The 17,772-nt window shown below is 65.6% G+C and carries 14 protein-coding genes and 1 pseudogene; 8 read left to right on the plus strand and 7 right to left on the minus strand.

Annotation, left to right across the window (positions count from 1 at the left end):
• Positions 1–8: 8 nt before the first annotated feature.
• Positions 9–461: a DUF3093 domain-containing protein gene (locus BLS91_RS06895; protein WP_092340004.1), complete on the minus strand. Its 453-nt coding sequence runs from the start codon at positions 459–461 to the stop codon at positions 9–11.
• Between the two features lie 38 nt (positions 462–499).
• Here BLS91_RS06895 and dut point away from each other — a divergent pair, with 38 nt between their 5' ends.
• The 5 genes from dut (at position 500) to dxs (ending at position 7,596) form a co-directional block, all read left to right on the plus strand.
• Positions 500–997 carry a dUTP diphosphatase gene (gene dut, locus BLS91_RS06900; RefSeq protein ID WP_092340005.1) on the plus strand — a complete coding sequence of 166 codons (498 nt, stop codon included), beginning with the start codon at positions 500–502 and terminating at the stop codon, positions 995–997.
• A gap of 35 nt (positions 998–1,032) precedes the next feature.
• On the plus strand, positions 1,033–1,623 hold the full coding sequence (locus BLS91_RS06905; RefSeq protein ID WP_092340202.1) for a DUF3710 domain-containing protein: 591 nt from the start codon (positions 1,033–1,035) through the stop codon (positions 1,621–1,623).
• Positions 1,624–1,641: 18 nt separating this feature from the next.
• On the plus strand, positions 1,642–2,460 hold the full coding sequence (locus tag BLS91_RS06910) for a DUF3159 domain-containing protein (RefSeq protein ID WP_092340006.1): 819 nt from the start codon (positions 1,642–1,644) through the stop codon (positions 2,458–2,460).
• A gap of 209 nt (positions 2,461–2,669) precedes the next feature.
• Entirely contained in the window at positions 2,670–5,516 is a 2,847-nt protein-coding gene (gene acnA, locus BLS91_RS06915) for an aconitate hydratase AcnA (RefSeq protein WP_092340007.1), read from the plus strand.
• A 130-nt stretch (positions 5,517–5,646) separates the two neighbouring features.
• Positions 5,647–7,596, plus strand: coding sequence for a 1-deoxy-D-xylulose-5-phosphate synthase (gene dxs, locus BLS91_RS06920; protein ID WP_092340008.1), 1,950 nt, complete (start codon positions 5,647–5,649; stop codon positions 7,594–7,596).
• A gap of 143 nt (positions 7,597–7,739) precedes the next feature.
• Here dxs and BLS91_RS06925 read toward each other — a convergent pair whose 3' ends face one another.
• From BLS91_RS06925 to BLS91_RS06940, 4 genes are all read right to left on the minus strand, one after another.
• A complete protein-coding gene (locus tag BLS91_RS06925; protein WP_092340009.1) occupies positions 7,740–9,905 on the minus strand; it encodes a 3-hydroxyacyl-CoA dehydrogenase NAD-binding domain-containing protein in 2,166 nt (721 codons plus the stop codon).
• Positions 9,902–11,107, minus strand: a complete 1,206-nt coding sequence (locus tag BLS91_RS06930; protein ID WP_092340010.1) for a thiolase family protein — start codon at positions 11,105–11,107, stop codon at positions 9,902–9,904. Before BLS91_RS06930 ends, BLS91_RS06925 begins: the two co-directional genes overlap by 4 nt.
• A 110-nt stretch (positions 11,108–11,217) precedes the next feature.
• Positions 11,218–12,441 carry an HRDC domain-containing protein gene (locus tag BLS91_RS06935; RefSeq protein WP_092340011.1) on the minus strand — a complete coding sequence of 408 codons (1,224 nt, stop codon included), beginning with the start codon at positions 12,439–12,441 and terminating at the stop codon, positions 11,218–11,220.
• Positions 12,434–13,024, minus strand: coding sequence for a DUF3000 domain-containing protein (locus BLS91_RS06940; RefSeq protein WP_092340012.1), 591 nt, complete (start codon positions 13,022–13,024; stop codon positions 12,434–12,436). Before BLS91_RS06940 ends, BLS91_RS06935 begins: the two co-directional genes overlap by 8 nt.
• Positions 13,025–13,088: 64 nt before the next feature.
• Here BLS91_RS06940 and BLS91_RS06945 point away from each other — a divergent pair, with 64 nt between their 5' ends.
• Positions 13,089–14,300, plus strand: a complete 1,212-nt coding sequence (locus BLS91_RS06945; RefSeq protein ID WP_092340013.1) for an alpha/beta hydrolase family protein — start codon at positions 13,089–13,091, stop codon at positions 14,298–14,300.
• Between the two features lie 3 nt (positions 14,301–14,303).
• Here BLS91_RS06945 and BLS91_RS06950 read toward each other — a convergent pair whose 3' ends face one another.
• Positions 14,304–14,732, minus strand: a complete 429-nt coding sequence (locus BLS91_RS06950; protein ID WP_233197312.1) for a SufE family protein — start codon at positions 14,730–14,732, stop codon at positions 14,304–14,306.
• Complete coding sequence (locus BLS91_RS06955) at positions 14,729–15,634, minus strand: sulfurtransferase (RefSeq protein ID WP_092340015.1); 906 nt, start codon at positions 15,632–15,634, stop codon at positions 14,729–14,731. Before BLS91_RS06955 ends, BLS91_RS06950 begins: the two co-directional genes overlap by 4 nt.
• Before the next feature lie 134 nt (positions 15,635–15,768).
• On the opposite strand from BLS91_RS06955, the gene zapE reads away from it, so the two are divergent.
• Together zapE and BLS91_RS06965 are read left to right on the plus strand one after the other, a co-directional pair.
• Positions 15,769–16,821: a cell division protein ZapE gene (gene zapE / locus BLS91_RS06960; protein WP_092340016.1), complete on the plus strand. Its 1,053-nt coding sequence runs from the start codon at positions 15,769–15,771 to the stop codon at positions 16,819–16,821.
• Positions 16,822–17,051: 230 nt separating this feature from the next.
• Positions 17,052–17,693, plus strand: a pseudogene (locus BLS91_RS06965) (ammonium transporter); the annotation flags it as partial.
• Positions 17,694–17,772: the final 79 nt, after the last annotated feature.

The raw sequence follows: 17,772 nt of genomic DNA on the forward strand, positions 1-17,772 counted from the left end.
GCTCAGCTCTACCCCACGTTGGCCGTTCGCGATTCATTGATCGCGGCGGCCAACTCTATTGGGTGGCGGCTGGAGATGACCCAGTACGGGGCCGGATCGGTCGCATCCACGATGGGCACGCGTACGACCGGCTTGATCCAGCCGCGAATGAGCAGCCAGGCCCTGGCATCCAGCCGAGGACCCCGCTCCTGCGTGGCTTCGGCCCCGTCGAAGACCGTCGCTTGGCCGAGCAACGTGGTCGAAATTGTGGCGGGGCCGGCGATCAACTCGCCGTTCTGCACGCGAACGACCGGTGACGCCAGCACGAGCAGCAGCACGCAGCCGCCGTACAATACGGCGGCCGTAACAATTCCGGCGAACAGGGAGATCGGCACGAGCACGAGAATGCTCGCTGGTATCACCAGAGCGGTGACGATGAAGGCCCAGGCGTTGGGCCACAGTTTTTCACGGTAATCAGGCATGGCTCTATTCGATCAGATAACTGCACTACCCTCGACACGTGGCAGAAAGCGTCGAAGTCCTGATCCAGGCATCCATCCTCCCGAACTACGCACACCCCGGTGATGCCGGGGCAGACCTGCACGCGGCCGAGGCTCTCGTGCTCGCCCCTGGAAGCCGTGCACTGGTCGCTACCGGCGTGTCGATCGCCCTTCCCGATGGTTTTGCGGCGTTCGTCGTTCCCCGGAGCGGTCTGGCCGTCAAGCACGGCATCACCATCGTGAACGCTCCCGGAACAGTGGATGCCGGCTACCGCGGCGAAATCAAGGTGGCCCTGCTCAACACCGACCTGAGCGAATCGTTCACCATCGCGGTGGGCGATCGTATCGCCCAGCTCATCGTCATGCCGGTAGCCCGCGCCACCTTCATCGCCGTCGACAAGCTGCCTGGCAGCCAGCGTGGTGAGGGCGGTTTCGGATCGACCGGCGTTCTGCCGCGCACTCAAGACAATGCACCAATGTCGGGCGCAGCCGCCCCGCAGACAGGAGATAACCGGTGAGTGACCTCACGAACTCGGGAGAGATCCCCGAATCCATGCCGAAATCGGCACCCGAAGACCGCGAGACCGAGGGCCCGCTCGACGAGTCAGAGGCCAACCCGGTGCGTCCATACGTCGACCTCGGCGGTATCAAGATTCTGCCGCGCGAAGGACTGCACCTGCGCCTCGAAATTGAAGAGGGCAGCAAGCGGGTCGTGGCCATCGGACTTGACTTCGCCGGCTCCACCCTGCAGGTTCAGCCGTTCGCCGCGCCGCGTTCGAGCGGCCTATGGCACGAGATCCGCGACCAGATCGCCGACCAGATCGGCAAGCAGGGCGGCACCACCACTCCGCGCGAAGGCCCGTTCGGCCCCGAACTCGTCGCCGAAATCCCGGTCGCGGCCGGCCAGGAAGCCGGTGGCGTCACGCGCCTTGCCCGCTTCATCGGCGTCGACGGCCCGCGCTGGTTTCTTCGCGGCGTGATCGCCGGTGAGGGCGCCATCGATCCCGATGCCGCGTTGCAGATCGAAGACCTGTTCCGCAGCATCGTCGTGGTGCGCGGTTCGACCCCGATGCCGCCGCGCGACCTGATTCCGCTGCGCATGCCGGCCACCCCCGCTGGCACAACCGAAACCGCCGCAGTCTGACCGGCGTCTTGCCACGCCATGAGTGACACCGCCAAAGACCAGCCCGATCAGCCGGAGCTGCCAACCGTGCCGGGTGAAGCAGGCTCGCCGGACACTGACGTCCCGCCGTCCACCTCCGCGCTGTTCGCCCAGTCGATGGCCGGAGCGGCCCGCCGCGCCGGCTTCGGTGCGGCGACGGAGGGCGAGCCGATCAGCGGCCAGGCCCTGCTGAAGGCGATGGGCGGCATCCGCGGCTTGATCGAAGCAGTGCTGCCCGGCCTGGTTTTTCTGGTCACCTATTCGATCACCATCGACCCGTCGACCGATGTGACGAGCGATCCGATCGGCACGTTGTTGCCGTCGCTGATTGCACCCCTCGTGATCGGCGTCATCTTCGTCGCGCTGCGCGCGATCACCAAGCAGACCACGACCCCGGCTCTCGGCGGCCTGGTCGGAACCATTATCAGCGTTGCGCTCGCACTGTTCTCCGGCAAACCGTCCGACTTCTTTCTGGTCGGCCTGTGGACCAACGCCGGTTACGGCGCCGCCCTGCTCATCTCGGTGCTCGTGCGCTGGCCACTCATCGGCGTGGCCGTCGGGTTCTTGATGGGCGACGGCGTGGCCTGGCGCCTCGACGCGAGCAAGCGTCGGGTCCTGACCATTTTGACTCTGTGCTGGACCGGACTGTTTCTCGGCCGCCTCGCCGTTCAGCTGCCGCTCTACCTGGCCGACAACGTCGAACTGCTCGCCTCGATGAAGCTGCTCATGGGCATCCCGCTCTACGCGCCGCTACTCGTCGTCTCCTGGCTCATGGTGCGATCGGTTTATCGCAGAATGGATGCCGCTGACGCGGTCTGAATGACGACGGAGAGACCCCCGCGCCCTGCTAGAGTTATCTTGACGTCAAGATAGTTGTTCGGTGAGAAGTCGCCAGCGCAACTCGATGGAAAAAGGCAGCCCCTGGCATCCGCTGGTTAGGCTTGCCTTGCTGGCACGAGGCTGTGCCTGCCACAAGAATTGAGGACTGCCGCCGGTATCCCGTCGGCTCCCACAACGGAGAGGGCATTGTGTCGGAATCAACAAAGACCGCGGTTAATAGCTTCGGAGCCAAAGACACCCTGCGCGTCGGTTCGACGGACTATGAAGTCTTTCGTCTGGACGCGGTCGACGGCTACGAAAAGCTGCCATACAGCCTGAAGGTGCTGCTGGAGAACCTCCTCCGCACCGAAGACGGCGCCAACATCACCGCCGAGCACATTCGTGCCCTCGGCGCGTGGGTACCCACCGCGGAGCCCGACACCGAGATCCAGTACACGCCGGCTCGCGTCGTCATGCAGGACTTCACCGGCGTTCCCTGCATCGTCGACCTCGCCACAATGCGAGAGGCACTCGTCGAACTCGGCGGCGACGCCAAGAAGATCAACCCGCTCGCCCCGACCGAAATGGTCATCGACCACTCCGTCGTCGCCGACCTGTTCGGAACGTCCGACTCGTTCGAGCGCAACGTCGAGATCGAATACGAGCGCAACGGTGAGCGCTACCAGTTCCTCCGCTGGGGCCAGACCGCGTTCGACGACTTCAAGGTCGTTCCCCCGGGAACCGGCATCGTGCACCAGGTCAACATCGAATACCTCGCCCGCGTCACCATGACCCGCGAGGTGGGTGGCGTCCTGCAGGCCTACCCCGACACCTGCGTCGGCACCGACTCGCACACCACCATGGTCAACGGCCTCGGAGTGCTCGGCTGGGGCGTCGGCGGAATCGAAGCAGAAGCAGCAATGCTCGGCCAGTCGGTCTCCATGCTCATCCCCAAGGTTGTCGGCTTCAAGCTTTCGGGCATCATCCCGGCCGGCGTCACCGCAACGGATGTCGTGCTCACAATCACGCAGATGCTCCGGGGGCACGGAGTAGTCGGCAAGTTCGTAGAATTCTACGGATCGGGTGTGGCATCCGTTCCGCTCGCGAACCGCGCCACCATCGGCAACATGAGCCCCGAGTTCGGCTCTACGGCCGCCATGTTCCCGATCGACGATGTCACCCTCGGCTACCTGCGCCTCACCGGTCGCAGCGAGGAGCAGGTCGCGCTGGTCGAGGCCTACTCGAAGCTGCAGGGCCTCTGGCACAACCCCGACCAGGAGCCGATCTTCAGCGAGTACCTCGAGCTCGACCTCTCCACGGTCGTCCCCTCGATCGCCGGACCGAAGCGCCCGCAGGACCGCATCATCCTCTCCGAAGCCAAGACCCAGTTCGAACGCGACCTGGACAACTACGCCAACGCGCCCGTCTCCCTCGTGGACGCGGCAATAGAGGGTACTTTCCCGGCCTCCGACCCGATCGGCCTCACCCCCCAGGACGAACACAGCGCGCACAACCACGCGTTCGAAAGCGGTCTGACCCGTCACACCAGCCACCCGACGCAGTCGCACCCGCAGCCCACCGACGTCACCCTTGCCGACGGCCGTGAGTTCACGATCGACAACGGCTCGGTTGCCATCGCCGCCATCACCTCCTGCACCAACACGTCGAACCCGAGCGTCATGCTCGCGGCCGGCCTGCTGGCCCGCAACGCGAGCCTCAAGGGCCTCAAGAGCAAGCCGTGGGTCAAAACCACGCTCGCTCCCGGCTCCAAGGTCGTCACCGAGTATTACGCGAAGGCAGGCCTCAACGGCTACCTCGAAGACCTCGGCTTCTACCTGGTTGGCTACGGCTGCACCACCTGCATCGGCAACTCGGGCCCGCTCGAAGACGAAATCTCTTCTGCCGTGCAGGAGAATGACCTCGCCGTTACCGCCGTGCTCTCCGGTAACCGCAACTTTGAGGGACGCATCAACCCCGACGTGAAGATGAACTATCTGGCCAGCCCGCCGCTCGTCATCGCCTACGCCCTCGCCGGCACGATGAACTTCGACTTCGACGCCGACTCGCTCGGCACAGACCACGAGGGCAACGATGTGTTCCTCAAGGACATCTGGCCCGACGCCGACGAGGTGCAGAAGACCATCGACGAGTCCATCGACTCGAACATGTTCGAGACCCAGTACGCCGGCGTCTTCGACGGCGACGAGCGCTGGCAGTCGCTCGAGACTCCCGTCGGCGATACCTTCGCCTGGGACGCCGAGTCCACGTACGTCCGCAAGCCCCCGTACTTTGACGGCATGAGCCTGGAAACCAGCCCGGTTGTCGACATCTCTGGTGCTCGGGTGCTCGCCAAGCTCGGCGACTCCGTCACCACTGACCACATCAGCCCCGCTGGTTCGATCAAGGCAGACGGCCCCGCCGGTCGCTATCTGGCCGAGCACGGCATCGAGCGCGGCGACTACAACTCCTACGGCTCGCGTCGGGGCAACCACGAGGTCATGATTCGCGGAACGTTCGCGAACATCCGTCTGCGCAACCAGCTCCTCGACAACGTCGAGGGTGGTTTCACCCGTGACTTCAGCGTCGCCGGAGGCCCGAAGGCCGACATCTACGATGCCAGCCAGAACTACCAGGCCGCCGGTACCCCCCTCGTCATCTTCGGTGGCAAGGAGTATGGTTCGGGCTCCAGCCGTGACTGGGCAGCCAAGGGCACGAGCCTTCTCGGTGTCAAGGCCGTCATCGTGGAGAGCTTCGAGCGCATCCACCGCTCGAACCTCATCGGCATGGGCGTTGTGCCCCTGCAGTTCCCGGTGGGGCAGAGCGCCGACTCGCTCGGCCTCGATGGTACCGAGATCGTTTCTATCTCGGGCATCACCGAGCTGAACAACGGCACGACCCCGAAGACCGTGCACGTGACCTGCGCTCCGAGTGAATTCTCGGCCGCCGGCAAGGCAGCGGTCGAATTCGACGCCATCGTGCGCATCGATACCCCAGGCGAAGCCGAGTATTACCGCAACGGCGGCATCCTGCAGTACGTTCTGCGCTCGCTCGTCTAGACCGGCACGCGCACTGCTGGTGGGCGCTCCACCAGTACGACAGCGGCGCGTAGACTCGATTCATTCGAGTCTGCGCGCTGGTTTGGTTTGATGAGCAGTCGTGGGAACGCACGACGTGAAAGGACGACGGATGACTCTTCTGGAGACGATTCATGGTCCCCGGGACCTCGATGGTCTCTCGAAAGAGCAATTGCCGCAGCTGGCCGCGGAGATTCGCGCCTTTCTGGTGCGCGAGGTCTCCAAGACGGGTGGCCACCTCGGGCCGAACCTCGGCGTGGTGGAACTGACCATCGCCATCCACCGGGTCTTTCACTCGCCGACCGACGCGATCGTCTTCGACACGGGGCACCAGTCCTACGTGCACAAGCTGCTCACCGGGCGGCAGGACTTCAGCAAGCTGCGGCAGTTGGGCGGCCTGGCCGGCTACCCGCAGCGCTCCGAGTCCGAACACGACATCGTCGAGAGTTCCCACGCCTCCAGCTCGCTGTCCTGGGCAGACGGAATCTCCCGGGCCTTCGAGATCACCGGCCAGAACGACCGCCACGTCGTCGCCGTCGTCGGCGACGGAGCACTGACCGGGGGAATGACCTGGGAAGCGCTCAACAACATCAGCGATGACAACACCCGCAAGCTCATCATCGTGGTCAACGACAACGGGCGCTCCTACGCGCCGACCATCGGCGGCATGGCCCGCTTCCTCAACACCATCCGCACTCGCGCCAGTTACCGGGATGCGTACCTCACCAGCAAGGACGTATTCGATCGCCTCGGTGCGCCCGGGCGGGCCGTCTGGCGCGGCGTACGCGGCGGCATGCACGGGTTCCTCGCCCGCGTCACCAACAACGAGGCCCTGTACTCCAACCTCGACATCAAATACATCGGCCCCATCGATGGCCACGACGTGCACGCGATGCAAGAGGCCCTGGCCCAGGCCAGGGGCTACGGAGCGCCGGTCATCGTGCACGCCATCACCCAAAAGGGCAAGGGCTACGACCCAGCCGTGCAGGACGTGGCCGACCAGTTTCATGCCGTCGGACAGATCGACCCGGAGACCGGGGAATCGGTCGAAGAACCCGGCGCCCAGTCGTACACGTCGGTCTTTGCCGACGAGCTGCTGAAGCTCGCTATCGAGAACGATCGAATCGTCGCGATCACCGCCGCCATGCTGCGGCCCACCGGGCTGCACAAGATGGCCGAGCGCTTCCCGTCCCGCGTGCACGACGTGGGAATCGCCGAGCAGCACGCGGTGACCAGTGCGGCCGGGCTCGCCTTCGGTGGCCTGCATCCCGTCGTGGCACTGTACGCAACGTTCATCAACCGGGCCTTCGACCAGGTGCTCATGGACGTGGCCCTGCACAAAGCCGGCGTCACCTTCGTGCTGGACCGGTCCGGCGTCACCGGGCCGGACGGTCCCAGCCACCACGGTATGTGGGACCTCGCCATTTTGCAGGTCGTACCCAATATCCGCCTGGCCGCGCCGCGCGATTCCACGCGACTGCGTGAAGAACTGGCTGAGGCCGTCGCGGTCGACGACGGACCAACGGTGGTGCGCAACCCCAAGGGCACGGTCGGCCACGAATACGATGCCATTCGCCGTCTCGACGACGGCGTTGACGTGCTCCAGGAGGCGACCCAGCAGGATGTCCTCATCGTGACGGTCGGTCCGATGGCGGCGATGGGGCTCGACGTGGCCGACCGGCTGGCAGCGCAGGGGATCGGCGCAACGGTCGTCGACCCACGCTGGGTCGTTCCCGTGCCGCAGAGCATCATCACCCTCGCCGCCGCTCACCGCATCGTCGTCACGATCGAAGATGGCATTCGAGTCGGCGGGATCGGCACGCGAATTCGTCAGGATTTGCGCGAGGCCGGCGTCGACACAGCGGTGACCGAACTCGGCCTGCCCGACCAGTTCCTCGATCACGGTACCCGGGCCGAGATTCTCGAGCGGGTCGGCCTCACCCCGCAACGCATCGCTCGCGATGTCGTTGCCATGGTGCTCGGCAGCAAGATTCCAAACGCCCGACCGCTGCCGGCCGATCACACCGACACCGGTGCCATCCAGGTAACCCGCCGCGACTAACTCCCGCCCGGCACGCGCGTCCCGAATACGGACGGGACGGGGCCCAGGCCCCGTCCACGGGCCCAGCTTATAAACTGGGCCCGTGGCCATAGGGTGGGCCCGGTCGTGCAGACCGGGCCCTGTTCTCGTTAGTGCAGTGCTCGCTAGTTCTGAGCGGATGCCGCCCCGACCGCAGCACCGATCCCGCGGATCGGCGGGGTGTGGAACGTTCCGCCGAAGACCCGCTCGCTCGCGCCGACCCGGTCGAGGTACGGGGTGATCCCGCCCATCTGGAACGGCCAGCCGGCACCGAGGATCATGCACAGGTCGATGTCCTCGGCCGCGTGCACCACGTCGTCGTCCAGCATCCGCTTGATCTCGTCGACCAGGCCATCTTCGACCCGCTGCAGAATCTGCTCGGCCGTCATTGGAGTGCTTCCGCCGGCGACGATCTTCAGCGCGCCCTTGTCGAAGCCCGTGCGGCGGCCCTTGCCATCGCGCTCGAGGATCTTGCCGTGTTCGGCGAGCTTGTGCAGGTTGTCACTCTCGAAGAACCGGTCGGGGAACGCCGCATGGTGCGTGTCGAGCACGTGAGCGCCCACGGTGAGGCCGACCAGCTCGAGCAGCTCGAACGGGGTCATCGGCAGCCCGAACGGCGCCACAGCGGCCTCAACGACCTCGAACGGGGTTCCGGTGTCGACGGCGTGCATCGCTTCACCGAGCAGCTTGGCCAGCACCCGGTTCACCACGAAGCCGGGTGTGTCCCTGGTGATCACCGCGTTCTTGCGCAGCTTGCCGGCGATCACCATCGCGGTCGCGAGGGTGACCTCGTCGGTCTGCGGGGTGTTGACCACTTCGATGAGCGGCATGACCGCCACCGGGTTGAAGAAGTGGAACCCGACCAGGCGCTCCGGGTGGGCCAGCTTCGACCCGATCTGTTCGACCGAGAGCGACGAGGTGTTCGTGGCCAGAATGGCCTCGGGCGAGATGTACTTCTCGATCTCGGCGAACACCGACTGCTTCACGCCGAGCTCTTCGAAGACGGCCTCGATCACCCAGTCGGCGTCGGAGAACAACGACTTGTCGGTGGTTCCCGTGACGAGCGCGCGAAGCCGGTTGGCTTCATCCGCTGAGATGCGGCTCTTGGTCTCGAGGGCCGCGATCTCGCCGTGGATGTACGCCACACCCTTGTCGACGCGTGCCTGGTCGAGGTCGGTGATGACCACTGGCACCCGGAGGCGACGCACGAAGAGCAGCGCGAACTGGCTGGCCATGAGGCCCGCGCCAATAACGCCGACCTTGGTGATCGGGCGGGCCAGTTTCTTGTCCGGCGCTCCGGCGGGGCGCTTGGCGCGCTTCTGCACGAGGTTGAAGGCGTAGATACTGGCCTGCAGCTGGTCTCCGGCGATGAGACCGGCCAGGGCCACGTCCTCACGCTCGAAGCCCTCGGCGCGCGTGCCGCTCTTGGCCGCCTGCAGCAGGTCGAGTGCCACGTACGGCGACTTCGCGACCTCGCCAATACGGTTCACCAGCATCTTGCGGGCGATGCCGACGGCGACGTCCCACTTCACCAGGCGTTCGATCTTGCCGGGCACATTCGGGCGGGCCACCGTCGTCGTGCCAGCGATGACGCCGTCGGCCCAATCGATGGAGTCTTCGAGGAACCGCGCCGACGTGAACATGACATCAGCGATTCCGAGGGCGAGGGCATCCGCTCCGGTGAGGGTGCGGTTGTTCTTGAGCGGGTTCTCGATGATGACCTTGAGGGCGTTCTCGATGCCGATCAGGTTGGGCAGCAGGTAGGATCCGCCCCAGCCGGGGATCAGGCCGAGAAACACCTCGGGCAGCGCGATCGCTGGCACGGCCGCGTCGACGGTGCGGTAGCCGGCGTTCAGGCCGATTTCGAGGCCGCCGCCGAGCGCGAGCCCGTTGATGAACACGAACGAGGGTACGCCGAGAGTGTCGAGCTTGCCCAGGGCGTGGTGACCGAGCTGGCTGAGCAGCTTGCCGGCTTCGAGCGAGGGAATCTCGGCCACCTTGCTGAGGTCGGCGCCGGCGGCCAGGATGAACGGCTTGCCGGTGACGGCGACACCGTGGATCTCGCCGCGTCCGGCACGGGCTGTCAGCTCGTCCATGGTGGCGGCGAATTCGAGCAGGGTGACCGGGCCGAGCGTGTTTGGCCGGGTGTGGTCGCGCCCGTTGTCGAGAGTGACCAGGGCCAGGGTGCGGCCGCCACCGAGCGGCACGTCGCGCACGAAGGAATGCGTGACGACCTCGTCGGCCGAGATCGCGACGAGCGAGGAGAAATCGAGGGAACTGTAGTCGGTCATCGCTTGGCTGCCTTCTTGTTGAAGTGCGGGTTTTCCCAAATCACGGTGCCGCCCTGGCCGAGGCCGATGCACATGGCGGTCAGACCGTAGCGCACCTCGGGGTGCGACTCGAACTGGTGGGCGAGCTGGTTCATCAGGCGAACGCCCGAGGAGGCGAGCGGATGCCCCAGCGCGATCGCCCCGCCATACTCGTTCACGCGGGGATCTTCGTCGTCAATGCCGAAGTGGTCGAGAAAGGAGATGACCTGCACGGCAAAGGCTTCGTTGAGCTCGAACAGGCCGATGTCGGTGATCGACAGGCCCGCCTTGCGCAGCGCCTTCTCGGTGGAGGGCACCGGCCCGAGGCCCATGACCTCCGGTTCAACGCCGGCGAAGGCGAAGCTTTTCATGGTCATCTTCACGCCGAGGCCAAGTTCCTCGGCCGTGGCGCCGCTGGCCAGCAGGCAAGCGGATGCGCCGTCATTCAGGCCGGAGGCGTTGCCGGCCGTAACGCGGCCGTGCGAACGGAACGGCGTGCGCAGACCGGCGAGGCCCTCGAGTGTGGTCTCCGGGCGCGGTGCCTCGTCCCGGGTCGCGAGGCCCCAGCCGGATTCGCTGCGCGTGGCAACGGGAATCAGGTCCGGCTGAATGTTTCCGGCCTCGTAAGCCGCGGCGACCTTCTGCTGGCTGCGCAGTGCGAACCGGTCGGAGCGTTCCTTGGTGTACGACGGGAACCTGTCGTGAATGCGTTCGGCGGTCGCGCCCATGTTGAGGGCGTCCTCGCTGACCAGCCGCTCGGAGAGGAACCGCGGGTTCGGGTCGGCCCCGAACCCCATCGGGTGGCGGCCCATGTGCTCGACGCCGCCGGCGATGGCGAGGTCGTAGGCGCCGAAACCGATCGATGATCCCATCATGGTGACGGCGGTCATCGCCCCGGCGCACATCCGGTCGATGGCGAAACCGGGAACCGATTTCGGCAGGCCGGCCAGCAGCGCGGCCGTGCGCCCCAGGGTCAGTCCCTGGTCGCCGGTCTGGGTCGTGGCCGCGATCGCGACGTCGTCGATTCGTTCCGGCGGGACGCCGGGGTTACGTTCCATCAGCCCGATAATCGCCTTGACCACGAGGTCATCGGCTCGGGTGTTCCAATACATGCCCTTTTCGCCGGCGCGTCCGAACGGGGTTCGAACTCCGTCCACAAAAACGACTTCTGCTCTCTCGGCCACAATGCCTCCCGTAGATGATTCACGCAGACGCGGCCGCTTGGCATCGCATCTGCAAGGTCTGGTCCGATCCTAGAGTGGCAAAAATGGCCGCCCGAATCGTTTGCCGGTTTCTACGACTCCAGATCCGAGGCCGGGTCGGCCGTTTGTGGAACTTCTACAAAAGCATCCGCTATTAATTGTGCGGTCACGTCAACTTGCCAGTGCCGTGCTCCCAAATTGGTCAAGGCTTGTCCAACGGATGCCGCATCCAGCGGCTCCGGCGGCGTCCAGGCCACCCGACGCAGGTAGTCGGGCGTGAGCAGATTCTCCAGGGGAATCTCGACCTTGTCTGAGAGGGCCTGCAGTGCGGCGCGTGCCGCTTTGTAGCGCACGTCGGCTTCCGGATTGCGGTCGGCCCACGCCCGAGGCGGTGGCAGGGTGTCGTTGCTCGCCTTGAGCGCGGGCAGGTCAGTGGTGGCGCGGCCGCGCTGGATCGCAGCCCACCAGCGGTCGAGCTCGTTGCGGCTCGCCCGACCATTGAACTCGCGCAGGTCGGAGAGCGCCTGCCGGGTCGCCGGAAGAACCCGGGCGGCAGCGAGCAGGGAGGCGTCGGGCACGAGACGGCCGGGGGAGACGTCCACGTCGCGCGCGAACTCGTCGCGGGCCAACCAGAGTTCCCGGGCGACAGCGAGGTTGCGCTGGCTGCGCAGCGAGTGCAGACCCGACAGTCGCCGCCACGGGTCGACTCGGGCGGCCTTGGCCTCCTTGGACAGGGTCGCGGCGAATTCCTGGGCGGCAATCTCGGTCTTGTCGGACTCGACCAGCAGGTCGACCATGCGATCGCGCAGGTCGGGCAGGAGCTCGACGTCGAGGGCGGCGTAAACCAGCCAGGATTCGGGCAGGGGCCTCGTCGACCAGTTCGCCGCTGAATGTTCCTTGGCGAGGTGAATTCCGAGCAGCTCTTCCACCACGGCGCCGAGGCCGACCCGCGGAATACCGAGCAGCCGCGCGGCAAGCTCGGTGTCGAAGATGTGTGCCGGGTCGAGGCCGACCTCACGCAGGCAGGCGAGGTCCTGACTCGCGGCGTGCAGGATCCATTCCTCATCGGCCAGCGCTTCGTTCAGCTCGTAGAAATCGCCGATCGGCGGCGGGTCGAACAGAAACGTGCCAGCGCCGCGGCGATAGATCTGAATCAGGTACGCGCGTTGCGAGTAGGTGAAACCGGATGCCCGCTCAGCGTCGACCCCGACCGGCCCGTTACCGGCGGCCAGGGCGGCGGTGGCGGCGAGGTAGGCCTCGCGGGTGTCAACGACCTGGTGTTGGACGGTGCTCTGCTTGGACTGCAATTCAGCCACGGGCTGCTCGGCGTGCTGACAACATACTGACTCCTTCCCCAGCGGGAGGGAGGCCGGCCAGCATGCAGAGCAGCTCGCCCCAGCCCTCGACGTGGGCGGTGAGATTGTGATCCAGGGGTGTCCACGACGCGCGCAGCTCAATCTGCGCGCCATCCCCCTGTTTGGCGAGTTCGCCAAAGCCTGACGAGATTATTTTAGTCGCCGTTCCGGAGGCCGCGGTGTACCGGGCCTTGCGGGAGTTGAGAGCGTCGACGAGCCAGGCCCAGGTGACCTCGGCCAGAAACGGGTCGAGGCCGATCTCCACTTCGAGCGGTGCCTGCGCGAAACAGACCACGCGAAAGGCTCCGTTCCAGCCTTCGGGCTCCTCCGGGTCATAGAGCAGAATGAAGCGACCGGTACCCAGGTCGGAATCGCTTCCGTGCCGCACCGGCTGGATATTCGCGGCCAGGGCGATCGAATACGGGGCGAGCTGGGCGGGCGCGGCAATTTCGGTGACGACTAATTCGGCCCGGCTCGTGGCGCGGCGAATCGCGGTCAATGCCGCGGCAAACTCCGCGGGGAGCGATTGATCTGTTTCGGGCACGTCTGCAGACTAGAGTTTTTTCTGGGTGTTGTCCGTGAGGCACGCCGACCAGTCGGAGGTGCACATGCACGACCCACAGCCCCCAAACGAGCGCCACCACCACGTTCTGCGTGCGATTCTCGGCCTCACCGGTATCGTCGTCGCGGGCTCCGCCGTAGCTGTCGTGAGCGCCGTCGGTGTGCTCTCTGCGGTCATGGCAAAGACCATCGTCACCCCGCCGACAGCGCGGACCGACGACACCAGGGTCGTCGCGGTCGACCTGCCGAACGCGACCATCACGCTGCAACGCCACCGCGATTCCGTGCTGCCTGGCGACTACAGCTTCTTCTTCAGCGCCGGCACCGGCCACGCCCGGGTCGGTGAGATCACCGCGCGCACGGCGACGACCGTCACCCGGCGCATCCTCGCTGTCGACTACGGTGACCTCCAGGTGGCCCGCCGTGGCCGGTTCAGCGGCTGGCTCTATCAGGGCCCTGCCGATCTGGGCTTCGAATGGACCGAGGTCGCCGTTCCCGCACCCCTCGGACTCGCTCCCGCGTGGCTCTTTCCAGCGGATGCCGAGGCCCGGTCGACACGGTGGGTGATCCAGGTGCACGGTCGGGCGGTGCGCCGCGAGGAGGCCTTGCGGGCGGTGCCGGTCTTTCGCGCGGCCGGTTACACGTCGTTGCTCGTCTCCTATCGCAACGACGGCGACGCCCCCGCGAGCGCTGACGGTCGGTACGGCCTCGGCGACACCGAATGGCCCGACGTGGACGCCGCGATCGACTACGCCGCCGCGCACGGTGCGACGAGCATCGTGCTGATGGGCTGGTCGATGGGCGGCGCCGTGGTGTTGCAGACCCTCACCCGCAGCGCGCACCCGCACCGGATCAGCGGTGTCGTGCTGGAATCTCCCGTAATCGACTGGACCGACGTTGTCGCAGCGCAGGCGAGAGACCGGCGGCTGCCGGTTCTGATCGCCCGCGGCGCGGTCGCAGTTATGGGCGCAGGCTGGGCCAGGCGCCTCACCGGGCAGACCGAGCCGATCGATTTCAAGCGGCTCGACTTTGTGGCCAGGGCGCGCGACCTGCACCGGCCCATTCTGCTGCTGCACAGCGACGACGACGGCTTCGTGCCGGCCACCGGGTCGCGCCGGCTGGCCGGGCTCCGGCCCGACACAGTGACCTTCGTGGCGTTCAGCGAAGCCCGGCATACCAAACTGTGGAACTACGATCCCGCCCGGTGGAACGCCGAGATCGCGGCCTGGCTGGCCGCGCTGCCGAGTTCCGCGGTCTGAGGATCAGGCGGCGAGGCGATCCCGGAGCTGACGTTTGGCCCGGCCGAGCATCGCGCTCATGCCGCGCAGGCGCAGCGGAGACACTGCCTCGCTCAGACCGATCGACTGCGAATAGTCGTCGGGAACCGCCAGCACCTCCTCGGCGCTAAGGCCGTCCAGGCCCTGGGCCAGGATCGACGCGAACCCGCGGGTGGTCGGCGACTCTCGCGGTGCTGTCGCGTGCAGGTGAAACGCGCCGTCGGCATCCACTTCGACGAAGATGAACACTGGGGACTGGCATTCAATGACTCGTTCGAGCAGATCGGGGTGGTCCTGAAATTTCTGCGGAAGTTCGGGCAACTCGTTGGCGAACTCCAGCAGCAGGAGCAAACGGTCCTTCTGCTCGAGCGCGAGAAAGTCCTCGCGAATCTCATTCAGCAGGTCCGTGCTCACGGGCGCGGCGCCGGTGCAGTTCCGGGCGCGCTGCCGACCGCGATCGGCACGGCCACGGCGTTGCCCCATTCGGTCCAGGAACCGTCGTAGTTGCGCACGTTGTCGAAGCCGAGCAGGTGGGTCAGCACGAACCAGGTGTGGCTCGACCGCTCGCCGATGCGGCAATAGGCGATCACGTCGTCGCCCGCGGCGAGTCCAGCTTCGCCTAGGTAGATGCCGTCGAGTTCGGAGCGGGTACGAAAAGTGGAGTCGGTGGCCGCGGCCCTGGCCCACGGGACAGAGGCGGCGGAAGGAATGTGGCCGCCGCGCAGGGCGCCCTCTTCGGGGTAGGCGGGCATCGTCGTGCGGGCGCCGCTGTATTCCTCGTCGGAGCGCACGTCGATGAGCGGGTTACCGAAGTGAGCGAGAACATCCGCTTTGAACGCACGAATCGGGACATCATTACGCTCGATCACGGGGTAATCCGTGCGGGTGACCGGGGATGCCGTCGTGGTGATCTCGCGGTCTTCGGCGAGCCACTTGGTGCGTCCGCCGTCGAGCAGGCGAACATCGTCGTGGCCGAACAGGGTGAACACCCAGAGGGCATAGGCGGCCCACCAGTTGCTCTTGTCGCCATAGATGACGACCGTGCTGTCGCGGGTGATGCCCTTGCTGGTCATGAGCGCGGAGAAGGCAGCACCGTCGATGTAGTCACGGTTGACCTTGTCGTTGAGGTCGGTGTGCCAATCGATCTTCACCGAGCCGGGGATGTGCCCCACCTCGTAGAGCAAAACGTCTTCGTCGGACTCCACAACGACCAGTCCGGCGTCACCGCGGTGTTCGGCCAGCCATTGGGTCGAAACCAGTTTGGATGGGTGGGCGTAGGCGGCAAACTTTTCGGTCGGGTCGAACGGGGCAGACATGTAACCTCCATGTGGACCGGATGCATACGGATTCGGGTTGACCGCGGATTAGGCTTATCTGGCCCACCACTTAAACTTACGCGGTGCCGGCATCCAGCGCATTCGCAGCAGCAGAACGAGAACGGGCGTTTCCAATGGCACCAGAGGCCCACCAGAAGGCACAGCACACGGTTCCGCAACTGGCCGAACGCACCCCCAGCATCACGGGCCGGGAAATCGTGGCCGAGTTGGTGCCGCCTCCCCAGTTTGAACACGCCTCGTTCGAGAATTACCGGCCCGATCATGACTACCCATCTCAGGTCGCGGCCGTCGAAAAGTTGCAGGAGTTCGTGAATCCCCGGCCGGCCGGGTTCTTCTCTCGTCGCCGCCAGGCCAAGGACGACCTGCCCGGCATCTACCTGGACGGTGGGTTCGGTGTCGGCAAGACGCACCTGCTCGCCGCGCTCTGGCATGCCGCGACCGGCCCGAAATATTTCGGAACTTTCATTGAGTACACGGCCCTGGTGGGGGCGCTGGGCTACCAGGAGACCATCAAGGAGCTGCGCAGCGCGGAGCTCATCTGCATCGACGAGTTCGAGCTCGATGATCCGGGCGACACCATGGTGATGACCCGGTTGCTCGGCGAACTGGTCGCCACCGGCACCCGCGTCGCTGCCACGTCGAACACCCCGCCCAACTCGCTCGGCGAGGGCCGGTTCGCCGCCCAGGACTTTCTGCGCGAGATCTCGGCCATGAGTGCCAACTTCGAGACCCTGCGCATCGACGGCCTCGACTACCGTCGCCGCAATGTCACCGGTCAGGCCGTGGCTGTGGAGCCTGAGGCACGTGAACACCTGGTTAACACGCTGCTCGGGCGCGGTTCCAAGGTCACCGAAGACGATTTCGGATCCCTGATTCGTCACCTCGGCACGGTGCATCCGTCGAAGTACGTCAAGGTCATTCGCGACGTCGAGGTCATCGCCCTGCGCGGCGTTTTCCTGCTGACCGATCAGTCAGACGCCCTGCGGCTGGTGGCGTTCATCGACCGGGTCTACGACGCTGAGATTCCGATCGTCGCCAGTGGGCGCCCACTCAATGAGGTCTTCGACGACGAGATGATGGCAGGCGGGTACCGCAAGAAATACCAGCGCTCCCAGTCGCGCATGGTCGCGCTCACCACGGGAGAACTGCCGCCGCACACCGACTGACCACGCCAGTCGAGGTGCACGAAACACGCTTTTAACATTGAGCTCATTTCTGTTACCTGCCGGAAACATTCGTCGTTGGCGGCTGAAACCAACTGCCGGAATAGTTTCGCCCAATTCATTTTTTCGGGCGAAAGGCAACTGGGCTGATGGTCGACTTCACAGCTTTTCCGATAAGCGTTCGGGCTGACGCGGCAGCCGACACCAACACCAATTTGAGTTCGTTGTGGCTGATGGTGGCCGCCGCCCTGGTGCTGGTCATGACGCCCGGCGTCGCGTTTTTCTGCGGCGGAATGGTCAAGGCGAAGAGCGTCATCAGCGTGTTGATGATGAGCTTCGGTGCCCTGGGCCTGATCGGCGTGCTGTGGGTCGCCTACGGCTACTCCCTGTCGTTTGGGGCGGGTGATGACTGGCTGATTCCCCACGTTTTGCTCAATCCGTTCGCCAATCTGGGGCTCAGCCGTTTTCTCGGCATCGACGGTGACGGTTTTCTGGCCACAGCGGATGTTGCAGGCACCAACGCTCTCGCCTTCGCCGGTTTTCAGGCGACGTTCGCGATCATCACCGTCGCGCTAATTTTCGGCGCGATCGCCGACCGGGCCAAATTCGGTCCGTGGATGGTCTTCGCCGGGTTCTAGGCCATGCTCGTCTACCTCCCGGTGGCGAGCTGGGTGTTCAACTTCACCGTCGGCAGCGACGGCAAGATGACCGATGGCGGCTGGTCGGTGTTTCTGCTCGGCGTCAACGACTTCGCCGGCGGCACGGCCGTGCACATCAATGCCGGAGCAGCCGGGCTCGCCCTCGCGCTCGTGCTCGGCAAACGGGTCGGGTCCAAGAAGGGTCTGTCCAAGCCGCACAACGTGCCGCTGACCATGCGTCGACACCACGGTGCACGGTGAAGAGGGGTACGTACTCGATGCCGGCTGAGTGATCACAGGGGAGTCAACCAGGCAT

It is taken from the genome of Cryobacterium flavum (assembly GCF_900103805.1).
In the GTDB taxonomy this organism is placed as follows: Bacteria; Actinomycetota; Actinomycetes; order Actinomycetales; family Microbacteriaceae; genus Cryobacterium; species Cryobacterium flavum.